Origin of the sequence: Enterobacter sp. V89_11, assembly GCF_029967775.1 — a bacterium.
Classification (GTDB): domain Bacteria; phylum Pseudomonadota; class Gammaproteobacteria; order Enterobacterales; family Enterobacteriaceae; genus Enterobacter; species Enterobacter ludwigii.
Map to the genome: position 1 here is coordinate 53,394 of NZ_JASCAN010000026.1, position 13,926 is coordinate 67,319.

11 protein-coding genes are annotated in these 13,926 nt (G+C 54.5%); 7 read left to right on the forward strand and 4 right to left on the reverse strand.

Features of this window, described 5'->3' with window-relative positions:
- Positions 1-8 precede the first annotated feature (8 nt).
- Complete coding sequence (pntA, locus tag QLG09_RS19920; protein WP_020884308.1) at positions 9-1,538, reverse strand: Re/Si-specific NAD(P)(+) transhydrogenase subunit alpha; 1,530 nt, start codon at positions 1,536-1,538, stop codon at positions 9-11.
- 535 nt (positions 1,539-2,073) lie between these two features.
- Here pntA and ydgH point away from each other — a divergent pair.
- The 3 genes from ydgH (at position 2,074) to folM (ending at position 5,348) form a co-directional block, all read left to right on the forward strand.
- Positions 2,074-3,018, forward strand: coding sequence for a DUF1471 family protein YdgH (gene ydgH, locus QLG09_RS19925; RefSeq protein WP_020884309.1), 945 nt, complete (start codon positions 2,074-2,076; stop codon positions 3,016-3,018).
- 185 nt (positions 3,019-3,203) lie between these two features.
- Positions 3,204-4,586, forward strand: coding sequence for an amino acid permease (locus QLG09_RS19930; protein ID WP_020884310.1), 1,383 nt, complete (start codon positions 3,204-3,206; stop codon positions 4,584-4,586).
- A 39-nt stretch (positions 4,587-4,625) separates the two neighbouring features.
- Positions 4,626-5,348 carry a dihydromonapterin reductase gene (gene folM / locus QLG09_RS19935; RefSeq protein ID WP_020884311.1) on the forward strand — a complete coding sequence of 241 codons (723 nt, stop codon included), beginning with the start codon at positions 4,626-4,628 and terminating at the stop codon, positions 5,346-5,348.
- Here folM and QLG09_RS19940 read toward each other — a convergent pair.
- Positions 5,345-5,680 (reverse strand): GlpM family protein, encoded by a 336-nt coding sequence (locus tag QLG09_RS19940; protein ID WP_025204336.1) that lies wholly within the window; start codon positions 5,678-5,680, stop codon positions 5,345-5,347. The two genes, folM and QLG09_RS19940, sit on opposite strands and share 4 nt — an antisense overlap.
- Positions 5,681-5,808: 128 nt before the next feature.
- Here QLG09_RS19940 and rstA point away from each other — a divergent pair, with 128 nt between their 5' ends.
- From rstA to tus, 3 genes are all read left to right on the forward strand, one after another.
- Positions 5,809-6,525, forward strand: coding sequence for a two-component system response regulator RstA (gene rstA, locus QLG09_RS19945; protein WP_025204337.1), 717 nt, complete (start codon positions 5,809-5,811; stop codon positions 6,523-6,525).
- A gap of 485 nt (positions 6,526-7,010) precedes the next feature.
- Positions 7,011-8,309 carry a two-component system sensor histidine kinase RstB gene (gene rstB, locus QLG09_RS19950; RefSeq protein ID WP_014169816.1) on the forward strand — a complete coding sequence of 433 codons (1,299 nt, stop codon included), beginning with the start codon at positions 7,011-7,013 and terminating at the stop codon, positions 8,307-8,309.
- A 74-nt stretch (positions 8,310-8,383) separates the two neighbouring features.
- On the forward strand, positions 8,384-9,313 hold the full coding sequence (tus, locus tag QLG09_RS19955; RefSeq protein WP_014169815.1) for a DNA replication terminus site-binding protein: 930 nt from the start codon (positions 8,384-8,386) through the stop codon (positions 9,311-9,313).
- Here tus and fumC read toward each other — a convergent pair whose 3' ends face one another.
- Both fumC and fumA read right to left on the reverse strand, forming a co-directional pair.
- Positions 9,314-10,708, reverse strand: coding sequence for a class II fumarate hydratase (gene fumC, locus QLG09_RS19960; protein ID WP_049022134.1), 1,395 nt, complete (start codon positions 10,706-10,708; stop codon positions 9,314-9,316).
- A gap of 137 nt (positions 10,709-10,845) precedes the next feature.
- Entirely contained in the window at positions 10,846-12,492 is a 1,647-nt protein-coding gene (gene fumA, locus QLG09_RS19965) for a class I fumarate hydratase FumA (RefSeq protein ID WP_025204339.1), read from the reverse strand.
- A 197-nt stretch (positions 12,493-12,689) separates the two neighbouring features.
- Here fumA and manA point away from each other — a divergent pair, with 197 nt between their 5' ends.
- Positions 12,690-13,865, forward strand: coding sequence for a mannose-6-phosphate isomerase (gene manA / locus QLG09_RS19970; protein WP_049022014.1), 1,176 nt, complete (start codon positions 12,690-12,692; stop codon positions 13,863-13,865).
- Positions 13,866-13,926: the final 61 nt, after the last annotated feature.

Genomic DNA, 13,926 nt, shown 5'->3' on the forward strand with positions numbered 1-13,926 from the left:
GCTACCCCTTAGCCTTTACGAAACATTTTCAGCATGCGCTGAGTCACGGTGAACCCACCGAAAATATTGATACTGGCGATCAGCACCGCGATAAAGCTCAGGAAGCTTACCCAGCCGCCGTGGCCAATCTGCAGCAGCGCCCCGACCACGATAATCCCGGAGATGGCGTTAGTGACCGACATCAGTGGCGTATGCAGCGCATGGGAGACATTCCACACGACGTAGTACCCCACCACACACGAGAGCGCGAAGACGGTAAAGTGGCCGAGGAATTCTTTCGGCGCGACATCTGCCAGCCAGCCAAACAGAATAATGACCAGCGCCATGATCGCGTACTTGCGCCACGGAGAAGCCGGTTTAGCAGGCTCTTTAGGCTCAGGCGCCGCTTTCGGTGCCGCCTGAGGCTGCGCGGACACCTGAATCGGTGGCGCAGGCCAGGTGATTTCGCCTTCACGCACCACCGTTACGCCACGCACAACAACATCGTCAAAATCAACGGTGATGTTGCCGTCTTTCTCTTTGCAGAGCAGTTTCAGCAGGTTAACAAGGTTGGTACCGTACAGCTGAGAAGACTGCGTTGGCAGACGGCCCGGCAAATCGGTATACCCGATCACCTTCACGCCGTTAGCAGTGGTGGTCACCTGATTTGGCACGGTGTATTCACAGTTGCCACCGTTTTGCGACGCCAGGTCGACGATCACGCTGCCCGACTTCATTGAGTCAACCATCTCACGGGTAATCAGCTTCGGCGCGGGTTTACCGGGGATAAGCGCGGTAGTGACAATGATGTCGACATCTTTTGCCTGCGCGGCGAAGAGTTCCATTTCCGCTTTGATAAAAGCTTCGGACATGACCTTCGCGTAACCGTCACCGCTGCCCGCTTCTTCCTTGAAGTCCAGCTCAAGGAATTCGGCACCCATACTTTGTACTTGTTCTTTTACTTCAGGACGGGTGTCAAAAGCGCGTACGATAGCGCCCAGGCTGTTTGCTGCGCCGATAGCCGCAAGACCCGCCACGCCCGCGCCAATCACCATCACTTTCGCCGGAGGCACTTTCCCTGCCGCAGTGATCTGACCGGTAAAGAAGCGACCAAACTCATGCGCCGCCTCAACAATCGCGCGGTAACCGGCGATATTCGCCATGGAACTTAAGGCATCCAGCGACTGCGCGCGCGAAATACGCGGCACGGAGTCCATGGCCATCACGGTCACGCCACGTGCTGCCAGCTTCTCCATCAACTCAGGATTCTGTGCAGGCCAGATGAAGCTCACCAGCGTCGTGCCAGGATTCAGCAGTTCAATCTCGCTCTCTTCCGGCGCATTAACCTTGAGAATAACGGGCGACTGCCAGACTTCAGCACCGTCCACCACTTCCGCGCCAGCCTGAATAAAGGCCTCGTCATCGAAACTCGCCAGTTTGCCCGCGCCGCGTTCAACTGCGACGGTAAAACCCAGTTTAAGCAGTTGCTCCACCGTTTTCGGTGTTGCCGCTACGCGGGTTTCATTGGCTAACCGTTCTTTTGGTACCCCAATACGCATAGTTTTCCCTTCCATCGGTTTTTGATGATGGTTTGTCGATAAATGCCCGCGGTTTGTATCAACTTTCGCCAGCAGGACAGCGACGACATATGATTAACCCCAGAAAATAAAACAGTAACAAACTTTCTATAACCTACTGAAAATAACGCCCGTGATCTACCGCCAGAAAACACTATTTCTTACTTTATCTGTGAAAAATAAGTGATCTGCGTCGCTGACAGTGATATTTACCTTAAATTCATCGCTGAGACCGATAAATAGCGCAAGCGAAGCGGTAAAAACATGATATAGCGCCATTAGAGAACAACTTATTAACATTAAATTAACTTGTAAAAGTCATAAGCTTTATCAGTTTTGCTTGTCAGACGCCTGTTTTTTCAACATATCACTAAATGTTATCAAATCAGATGATTCAGTGAGCACAGGCTGTGAAAAATGGCGCAGACAGCGACGGGTTTTAAATGCCATAATCGGGACCGTCTCAAATTAACAACAATACCAGTACATGGTTTGCGCAAGGCGAAGGATTATTTTTATGAAGCTTAAGAACACACTCCTGGCGTCCGCACTTCTCTCCGCGACCGCCCTGTCTGCGAATGCCGCGACAGAGTTAACGCCGGAGCAAGCGGCAGCGTTAAAACCTTTTGACCATACGGTCATTGTGGGTCGTTATAATTCTATTGGCGATGCCGTCGCCGCCGCATCAAAAGCCGCCGATAAAAACGGTGCGGCCTCGTTTTACGTTGTTGATCAGTCTGACTCCGGCAACAGCGGTAACCAGCGCGTGACCATTGCGCTGTATAAAGACAATGCGCCGAAAGCTGACGCACCGAAAAACCGCGTGATTAACGGCGTCGTTGAATTACCGAAAGATCAGGCGATTGAGCTGGAACCTTATGACACCGTCACCGTGCAGGGCTTCTATCGCAGCCAGCCTGAAGTGAACGATGCCATCACCAAAGCCGCAAAAGAAAAAGGCGCGTACTCTTTCTTTATCGTGCGTCAGGTCGATGCTAACCAGGGTGGCAACCAGCGCATTACCGCGTTCATCTATAAAGAAGATGCGAAGAAACGCGTTCTGCAAAGCCCGGACGCTATTCCTGCTGATTCCGAAGCGGGTCGTGCGGCGATAGCGAAAGGCGGTGAAGAAGCGAAGAAAGTGGAAATTCCAGGCGTAGCCACCTCTGCCGCACCAAGCGCTGAAGTGGGCCGTTTCTTCGAAACGCAATCCACCAAAGGTGGCCGTTACTCCGTTACCCTGCCAGACGGAACCAAAATTGAAGAGCTGAATAAAGCCACTGCAGCGCAGATGGTGCCGTTCGACAGCATTAAATTTACCGGCAACTACGGCAACATGACGGAAGTCTCTTATCAGGTCGCGAAACGTGCGGCGAAGAAAGGGGCGAAGTATTACCACATCACCCGCCAGTGGCAGGAACGTGGTAACAACGTGACCATCAGCGCCGACCTGTACAAGTAACAGAACGGTTGACCCGAGGCGGCGCAATGCCGCCTTTTTTGTTACTTTTTTTTGAAATTCGGCCCCACGTCATTGCATGCTTTCGTGACACTCCGTAAAATCCCGCGCCTTAGTGTGATCCACCATTTTTATGCGCCTGTGCGAAATAATTATTCTGGATTTGGACCTTTCATAACAGGAAGCCAATGGAAAAGAAACTAGGCCTGAGTGCTTTGACTGCACTCGTTTTGAGCTCAATGCTGGGTGCGGGCGTGTTCAGCTTACCGCAGAATATGGCGGCGGTCGCCAGCCCTGCCGCACTGCTTATAGGGTGGGGCATCACGGGGGCCGGGATTTTGCTGCTGGCGTTCGCAATGCTGCTGCTGACCCGCATCCGCCCGGATCTGGATGGGGGGATTTTCACTTACGCCCGTGAAGGTTTCGGCGAACTGATTGGCTTCTGTTCCGCATGGGGCTACTGGCTGTGTGCGGTCATCGCAAACGTCTCCTACCTGGTGATCGTCTTTTCGGCGCTCAGTTTCTTTACCGATACTCCTGAACTGCGGTTCTTTGGCGACGGCAATACCTGGCAGTCCATTGTGGGCGCCTCGGTACTGCTGTGGGTTGTTCACTGGCTGATTCTACGTGGCGTACAGACGGCGGCCAGCATTAACCTGGTGGCAACCCTGGCCAAACTGGTTCCGCTCGGCCTGTTTATCGTGCTGGCCTTTATGGCGTTCCGTCTCGATGTGTTCAGTCTCGATTTCAGCGGTGTCGCGCTGGGCGTACCGGTCTGGGAGCAGGTCAAGAACACCATGCTGATCACCCTGTGGGTCTTCATCGGTGTTGAAGGGGCCGTCGTGGTCTCTGCCCGGGCGCGGAATAAGCGCGATGTGGGTCGCGCCACGCTGCTGGCGGTACTGGCGGCGCTGGGCGTGTATCTGATGGTGACGCTGCTGTCGCTGGGTGTGGTCGCGCGTCCTGAACTGGCCGAAATGCGTAACCCGTCGATGGCGGGCCTGATGGTGAAAATGTTCGGACCGTGGGGTGACGTGGTGATTGCCGCGGGGCTGATTATCTCCGTGTGCGGCGCGTACCTGAGCTGGACCATTATGGCGGCAGAAGTGCCGTTCCTGGCCGCAACGCACAAAGCATTTCCACGCCTGTTTGCTCGTCAAAACAAAAACAGCGCGCCGTCGGCCTCACTCTGGCTGACCAACATCAGCGTTCAGGTCTGTCTGGTGCTGATCTGGCTCACAGGTTCAGACTATAACACTCTGCTGACCATCGCCTCGGAGATGATTCTGGTACCCTATTTCTTAGTGGGTGCATATCTGTTAAAAATCGCCACACGTCCGGCGCACTATGTGGTGGGTGTCGGAGCCTGTATTTACGGCCTGTGGTTGTTGTATGCTTCCGGGCCTATGCATCTGCTGCTGTCGGTGGTGTTGTATGCACCGGGTCTGCTGGTGTTTATCTACGCCCGCCGCACGCATCAGTTAGAGAACGCGCTTAGACGCCGTGAGATGGCCTTAATCGGGCTGTTACTGGTTGCTGCCGTACCGGCAACCTGGATGTTAATGGGATAGAATCGCCTTTCCCATTGTTGAACTGAAAAGGAGAACACGATGGGAAACGCGCAGCAACGCCCAATACTGATTACTGGTGGAGGCCGTCGTATCGGCCTCGCCCTTGCCCATCACTTTCTCAATCTTCGCCATCCGGTCATCATCAGTTATCGCAGCGAATATCCCTCGATTGAGGGGCTACGCAAAGCCGGTGCGATCTGCATTCAGGCCGATTTCTCAACCGATGACGGTATTCTGGCCTTCGCTGATAAAGTGAAATCTACCACCCCCGGGTTGCGCGCCATTATCCATAATGCCAGCGCCTGGCTTCCCGAAAAATCCGGTACGCCACTCAGCGAAACGCTCTCCTGCATGCTGCAGATCCACGTCAATGCGCCCTATCTGCTGAACCATGCCCTGCTCGACCTGCTGCGCGGTCACGGACATGCGGCGGGTGATATTATTCATTTCACCGATTACGTCGTGGAGCGCGGCAGCGACAAGCACATCGCCTATGCGGCCAGTAAAGCTGCACTCGATAACATGACGCGCTCGTTCGCCCGTAAACTTGCCCCTGAAGTTAAGGTGAACGCCATCGCCCCGGCGATGATTTTATTCAACGAAGACGATGATGCGGAGTATCGCCAGCAGGCGCTAAATAAATCGCTGATGAAAATTGCGCCAGGTGAAAAAGAGGTTATCGATCTTATCGATTATCTGCTCACCAGTTGCTATGTCACTGGCAGAACCTTTGCCGTGGACGGCGGTCGACCGCTGCGCTAGTGAAAGCGGCTCCAGAAGAAGATAAGCACCCAGGCGCTGAGCCCCCAGCAGACAACGGCCCCGCTCAGCGCCAGGGGAAGTCGCATAAAACCGGTGAAGTACCACAGCGAAAGCAGATAAAGAAAATAAGGGATGATCGACCACATCCCGAACACGATAGTCGTACGCAATGCTTCCGTGCCTCGTTCTGAGGCGACAATATAGTGCGCTATTAACGCAAAGGTCGGGAAGAGTGGGATCAGCCCGGCAATATAATAATTCCTGGTTTTAGCCAGAACACCAATCAGTAACACCACCAGCGCACCCAACGCGGCTTTTATCACCAGCCCCATCTTTTTCCATATAACAATCAAATAACAATATGAGCCAGAATAACGGAACTGGCGTTAATTATGAAAGATTAATGGAACGTTAAGGTTGTGCAGTGTATGTTGGCTTTTTTCACGATAACAGACGTTGTATGAATAAGATTGTTTATGTTGAAGACGAGCCCGAAGTGGGGCAATTGATCGCCGCCTATTTGGGTAAGCATGATATGGACGTCATTGTTGAGCCTCGTGGCGATCGTGCCGAAGAGGTGGTCTTACGTGAAAACCCGGACCTGGTGCTGCTGGACATTATGCTGCCCGGCAAAGATGGCATGACGGTCTGCCGCGATCTGCGCGCCCGGTGGGAGGGCCCTATCGTGCTGCTGACCTCGCTGGACAGCGACATGAACCATATTTTGTCACTCGAAATGGGTGCCAATGACTACATTCTGAAAACCACGCCCCCTGCCGTCCTCCTTGCTCGTCTGCGCCTTCATTTACGCCAGCGTGCCAGCGTTGAACGAGAAGCGCCTGCTCAGTCGCTGACCCCGCACAAAGCGATGCGTTTTGGTACCTTGTCTATTGATCCGATTAACCGTCAGGTTCTGCTTTCTGGCGAGCTTATCGCCCTTTCCACGGCAGATTTTGACCTGCTCTGGGAACTGGCAACCCACGCCGGGCAGATCATGGATCGCGATGCATTACTGAAAAACCTGCGCGGCGTCAGCTACGACGGAATGGATCGCAGCGTTGACGTGGCTATTTCGCGCCTGCGTAAAAAACTGCAGGATAATGCCACTGAGCCGTACCGCATTAAAACCGTGCGTAACAAGGGCTATCTGTTCGCGCCTCACGCCTGGGAAACCTGATGCCGGTTCCCCGAACGACACTGTTTAAAACATTACGCAGACGAGGTCTGACAGTTGCATAAAATAAGAACACTCAGTCTGATCTGCTGTTTTGGGTTAACCGGATGCGTTGTCGCAGATATGGATTCAAGTCATTATGACTATGTTCCGTATATTCAGACTATCCAGAATCCCAGGACCCCGGGCCATACCAATGTGCAACAACGCCGTGAGGATTTGTACGCCTGCGGCGTTGATCGAAAGTATTCGCTCAATTCATGGGACGAAAACTTCAGTCGTAACCGCCTGCTGCCGGGCGAAACGATAGAACAGCAGGATTCCAGGATCAAAAAAATAGAAGACTGTATGAAATCAAAAGGGTACGTTCTGTGGGATTACTCACAATGCGGGCCCCGTAAAAAACCGAGCGGTATGTGTAACTAGTTTGGGTTTGCGTGTTTGTCTTCGACGCAGGTTGTTAACGTATTGATTTTCGGTGAGATTGAATGAAAAAGCTGTTCGTACAGTTTTACCTCCTGCTGTTTGTCTGCTTCCTGGTGATGACCATGCTGGTTGGACTGGTCTATAAATTCACCGCCGAACGTGCGGGCAGGCAGTCACTGGATGATTTAATGAAAAGCTCGCTCTACCTGATGCGCAGCGAGCTGCGAGAGATCCCGCCACACGACTGGGCCAAGACCTTAAAAGAGCTGGATCTGAACCTGTCGTTTGATCTGCGCATCGAGCCGATGAAGGATTTCGATTTAGAGCCACCCGCCATGCAGCGACTGCGTGACGGGGACATTGTGGCGCTGGATGAGAAATATACCTTTATCCAGCGCATTCCACGGAGCCATTACGTTCTGGCCGTGGGGCCGGTACCTTATCTCTATTATCTGCACCAGATGCGCCTGCTGGACCTTGCCCTGCTGGCTTTCATTGCCATTTCGCTCGCGTTCCCGGTCTTTATCTGGATGAGGCCACACTGGCAGGACATGCTGAAACTGGAATCAGCTGCGCAACGTTTTGGTGACGGGCATTTTACCGAGCGCATTCACTTCGACAGCGGTTCCAGCTTCGAACGTCTTGGCGTGGCGTTTAACCAGATGGCTGATAACATCAATGCGCTGATTATCAGTAAAAAACAGCTCATTGACGGAATTGCTCACGAGCTGCGTACGCCACTGGTACGCCTGCGCTATCGGCTGGAGATGAGCGAAAACCTGACGGAGGCCGAGTCTCAGGCGCTGAACCGCGACATTGGTCAGCTTGAGGGCCTCATTGAGGAGCTCCTGACCTACGCGCGCCTCGATCGCCCGCAAAACGAACTGAACCTCAGTACGCCGGACCTGCCCGGCTGGTTACAAACCCATATCGATGATGTCCAGAGCGTAAACCCGCAACGTACCCTGCTGACACACGTCACGCCCGGCGATTATGGCGCACTGGATATGCGTCTGATGGAACGCGTGCTGGATAATCTGATGAACAACGCCATGCGCTATAGCGAGAGCACGCTGCAGATTGGCTTAGATTTACAGGGTAGTCAGGCCTGTCTGACGGTTGAGGATGACGGACCGGGCATCGCCCCGGAAGCGCGTGAAACGGTGTTTGAGCCGTTTGTACGCCTCGACCCCAGCCGCGATCGTGCCACGGGGGGATGTGGCCTCGGGCTGGCAATTGTTTACTCCATTGCGCAGGCGATGGGCGGCACGGTGCATTGTGAAGAGAGCGCGCTCGGCGGCGCGCGCTTCTGCTTTAGCTGGCCGGTATATCACAACATCACCCTTCCCGTCCCTGCCTGACCTTTATCGCACGCTGGCCTGACCCGGCGTGCTGTGCTATATGTTAAGTATGTTGTAACTAATGAAGAGTTATCATGGCGACGTACGATCTCATCGAAAGGCTGAACAGCACGTTCCGCGACATTGAACACGAGTTACTGACCCTGACCGAACGTTTGCAGACCTGCCGTCTGTTAGCCGCGCGCGTCTTTACCCTGCCGGATGTGGTGAAAGGCGCTGAACACGACCCGCTGGAAACCATAGAGGTACAGCAGCATATCGGCAAAGCGGCGCTGGAACTGACGCTGCGGCACTACCGTCGCCTGTTTATCCAGCAGCAGTCAGAAAACCGCAGCAGTAAAGCGGCCGTTCGTCTGCCGGGCGTAATCTGCCTGCAAACTGATGCAACAACGCGAGAAGCGCTGGAAAACCAGATTGCGCATATCAACACGCTTAAGGCGACGTTTGAAAAGATCATCACTGAAGAGTCGGGTCTGGCCCCTGCCGCCCGTTTTGAATGGGTACACCGACAGCTACCGGGATTAATCACCCTGAATGCCTACCGTACGCTGACGGTACTGCGTCATCCCGCCACGCTTCGCTTCGGCTGGGCCAACAAGCACATCATTAAAAACTTCACCCGGGATGACATTCTGGCACAGCTGGAAAAGAGTCTGAAGGCACCGCGAACTGTCGCACCGTGGTCACGCGAGCAGTGGATTGAACGGCTTGAGCAGGAGTACCACAGCATCGCCTCACTACCGGCGGATACCCGGCTTAAGATTAAGCGTCCGGTGAAGGTGCAGCCTATCGCGCGCGTCTGGTATTCCGGCCAGCAAAAGCAGGTACAGTATGCCTGCCCGACGCCGCTGATCGCACTTTATGATGCCGATCAGGGGGCCATTGTGCCGGATATTGGCGAACTGCTGAATTACGATGCTGAAAATGTCCAGCATCGTTACAGACCTCAGGCGCAACCGCTGCAGCTGATTATTCCGCGGCTGCACCTGTATGTGGCGCAGTGATTATTTCAGGCTGCCGACCATCGATTCCGGGCGTACCCATGCATCAAACTCAGCCTCCGTCAGGTAACCCAATGCCAGAGCGGAGGCTTTCAGCGTCAGCCCCTCTTTATGCGCTTTTTTCGCAATCTCGGCGGCTTTGTCGTAGCCGATATGGGTATTCAGCGCGGTCACCAGCATCAACGACTCATTGAGCAACTGGCTGATGCGCTCGCGGTTTGGCTCAATCCCTGACGCACAGTGCTCGTTGAAACTCTCCATACCGTCCGCCAGCAGGCGTATGGACTGAAGCACGTTGTGAATCACCATCGGGCGATAGACGTTCAGCTCAAAGTTACCGGATGCGCCGCCCATGTTAACGGCAACGTCGTTACCCATTACCTGGCAGCAGAGCATGGTCATGGCTTCACACTGGGTTGGGTTTACTTTGCCCGGCATGATAGAGCTACCCGGCTCGTTTTCCGGAATGCTAATTTCACCGATACCGCAACGGGGACCCGAGGCCAGCCAGCGCACATCATTGGCGATTTTCATCAACGACGCTGCCAGACCCTTGAGGGCTCCGTGGGTATGAACCAGCGCATCACAGGTGGCCAGCGCTTCAAACTTATTCGGCGCCGTGATAAACGTCTGCCCGGTGATGGCCGCCAGCTCGTCGGCAACGCGCACCGCATATTCCGGATGGGTATTTAACCCCGTACCGACCGCCGTTCCGCCCAGCGCCAGCTCTGCAAGATGCGGCAGGCTGTACTCGATGTGCTTGAGGTTATGTTCTAGCATTGCCACCCAGCCGGAAATCTCCTGGCCGAGCGTCAGCGGCGTAGCATCCTGCAGGTGAGTACGTCCTATTTTGACGATATCGCTGAAAGCCTGCGCTTTCTCGCCAAGGGTGGTTTTAAGCACGTTGAGCTGCGGGATCAGCTGTTCACGAAGCGCAATCACCGCCGCCACGTGCATCGCCGTCGGGAAGACGTCGTTCGAACTTTGGCTTTTGTTTACGTCATCGTTCGGGTGAACCTTACGCTCCATACCGCGCACGCCGCCCAGCAGTTCGCTTGCCCGGTTCGCCAGCACTTCGTTCATATTCATGTTGCTCTGGGTGCCAGAACCGGTCTGCCAGATGGCGAGGGGGAATTCATCAGGATGCTTGCCGGCCAGCACTTCATCGGCAGCAGTGATAATCGCGGTGGCCTTTTCTGCCGCCAGCAGGCCTAAATCCTGATTCACTTTGGCTGCCGCACGTTTAGTGAGCGCCAGCGCCTGAATCAGCGAGACGGGCATTTTCTCGGTCGAAATACGGAAATGTTCCAGCGAACGCTGGGTTTGCGCGCCCCATAGCTTGTCAGCCGGGACATCGATCGCGCCCATAGAGTCTTTCTCACGGCGTACCGTAGTCATTACTTTCTCCTTGATAACACTGTCGGGATTGCTCACATGCTTCAGAGATAAGTATTGATTGCTTTACAGAAAAGATATGGCGCTTTGTGCGCTCTTTGATGTGCCGGGTGACGTGAACGCCACCCGGCTATAGTAGATTACTTCACACACGCCGAACATTGAGAGGACTGGATCTGCCTGAAGAAGTCGTTACCTTTGTCATCCACAAGGATAAACGCCGGGAAATCTTCCACTTCAATTTTCCAGATAGCTTCCATACCCAACTCCGGGTATTCAATGCACTCCAGGCTCTTGATGCTGCCCTGCGCGAGTACGGCAGCCGGACCGCCGATGCTGCCCAGGTAGAAGCCACCGTGTTTATGGCAGGCATCTGTCACCTGCTGGCTACGGTTTCCTTTTGCCAGCATGATCATGCTACCGCCGTTGGCCTGCAGCTGGTCAACATACGAGTCCATACGGCCTGCGGTGGTCGGGCCTAACGAGCCAGAGGCGTAGCCTTCTGGCGTTTTGGCCGGGCCTGCGTAGTAAATCGGGTGATCTTTGATGTACTGCGGCAGCCCTTCACCATTGTCCAGACGCTCTTTCAGTTTCGCGTGAGCGATGTCACGACCAACGATGATGGTTCCGTTAAGAGAGAGACGGGTCGACACCGGATACTGAGACAGCTGCGCCAGAATCTCTTTCATCGGACGGTTCAGGTCAACATGAACGGCTTCACCCTCGCCCGCTTTGCGCAACGCTTCAGGAATGTACTTCCCTGGGTTGTTTTCCAGTTTTTCGATCCAGACGCCTTCGCGGTTGATCTTCGCCTTGATGTTACGATCCGCAGAACAGGAGACCCCCATCCCGACCGGGCAGGAGGCGCCGTGGCGCGGCAGACGGATCACACGCACATCATGGGCAAAATATTTACCGCCGAACTGCGCGCCCAGGCCGAGGTTACGCGCTTCTTCCAGCAGTTCCTGTTCAAGCTGAACATCGCGGAACGCCTGGCCGTGCTCGTTCCCTTCGGTAGGCAGGCCGTCGTAGTATTTGGTCGACGCCAGCTTCACCGTTTTCAGGGTGCTCTCTGCTGACGTACCGCCAATCACAAAGGCAATATGGTACGGTGGGCAGGCAGCGGTGCCGAGCGTGCGCATTTTCTCAACCAGGTAATTCTTCAGCTTGCCCGGCGTGAGCAGCGCTTTGGTTTCCTGGTAGAGATAGGTTTTGTTCGCTGAACCGCCACCTTTGGCGATGCAGAGGAATTTGTATTCATCACCGTCCACGCTATACAGGTCAATCTGCGCAGGCAGGTTTGTGCCCGTGTTGACCTCTTTGTACATATCCAGCGCCGCGTTTTGCGAGTAGCGCAGGTTGTCTTCGGTGTAGGTGTTGTACACGCCGTGCGCCAGCGCCGCTTCGTCGCCGCCGCCGGTCCAGACGCGCTGGCCTTTTTTACCCACAATGATGGCCGTGCCGGTGTCCTGGCAGGTAGGTAAAATACCCTTCGCCGCGATATCCGAGTTACGCAGGAACTGCAGGGCGACGTATTTGTCGTTTTCGCTGGCCTGCGGGTCGCTCAGGATATCGGCCACCTGCTGCTGGTGCGCAGGGCGGAGCATAAACGAGGCGTCGTGGAAAGCCTGCTGCGCCAGTAACGTCAGCGCCTGCGGATCGACCTTGAGGATCTCCTGCCCTTCGAATTCAGAGACGGAGACGTGATCGCGGGTTAACAGGTAATATTCGGTTTGATCCTTACTGAGGGGGAAAGGATCCTGATAATGAAAGGGTTTGTTCGACATTGTTCTCTCACTTACTGCTTCAGTCTGATTATTTGGGCAGATGTTCCGCTGCCCGCTTAAAAGCGAGTCAGCTTATCCTACACAATTTTTTAACAAAAACTGAGACTAGTACGACTTTTTACATCCACAGGTTACTTCCATGTGGTTTATTGCTTTAATACCCGGAGTTAACTCCACCATTGAATCAGGGCTTGATAATGCAAAAACTCATTAACTCAGTGCAAAACTACGCCTGGGGAAGTAAAACTGCGTTAACGGATCTCTACGGTATCGCGAACCCAAACAACCTGCCAATGGCAGAGCTGTGGATGGGTGCGCACCCGAAGAGCAGCTCAAAAATTGAAGACGCAAGCGGCCAGGTTCGCTCTCTGCGCGACGTGATTGATGCCGACAAAGCTACCCTGCTGGGTGACAAGGTTGCCAGCCGTTTTGGTGAGCTGCCGTTCCTGTTTAAAGTGCTGTGCGCCGACCAGCCGCTCTCCATCCAGGTTCACCCGAATAAAAAAGCCTCTGAGATGGGCTTTGCGAAAGAGAACGCGGCCGGTATTCCGTTAGATGCGGCCGAGCGTAACTACAAAGATCCTAACCACAAGCCGGAGCTGGTCTTTGCGCTGACCCCCTTCCTGGCGATGAACGCGTTTCGCGAGTTCTCAGAAATTATCTCCCTGCTGCAGCCGGTGGCGGGTGCTAACAACGCGATCGCCCACTTTCTGGAAAACCCGAATGCAGCAGGCCTGAGCCAGCTTTTCGCCAGCCTGCTGAACATGCAGGGTGAAGAGAAATCTCACGCCCTGGCGGTGCTGAAAGCGGCGCTGGACAGCCAGCACGGTGAGCCGTGGGATACCATCCGCCTGATTTCTGAATTCTACCCGGACGACAGCGGCCTGTTCTCCCCTCTGCTGCTGAACGTGGTGAAGCTGAACCCGGGCGAGGCGATGTTCCTGTTTGCTGAAACCCCGCACGCCTACCTGCAGGGCGTGGCGCTGGAGGTGATGGCCAACTCAGACAACGTACTGCGTGCAGGCCTGACGCCGAAATACATTGATATCCCTGAGCTGGTTGCCAACGTGAAGTTTGAGGCGAAGCCTGCGGATCACCTGCTGACTCAGCCTGTTAAACAGGGTGCGGAGCTGGACTTCCCGATCCCGGTGGATGATTTTGCCTTCTCACTGCATGACCTGAGCCCGGCAGAAACCGCCATCGCGCAGGAGAGCGCAGCAATCCTGTTCTGCGTTGAGGGTGAAGCAACGCTGCATAAAGGTGGCGAGCGTCTGGTGCTCAAGCCAGGCGAATCGGCATTTGTAGCGGCAAACGAGTCGCCGGTGAGCGTGAGCGGTACCGGTCGTCTGGCGCGTGTTTTTAATAAGCTATAAGCACTTACTGAATTTTTTAACAACTCTTGCTAAGCTAGTTGAAGACTTTACATCACCGGGC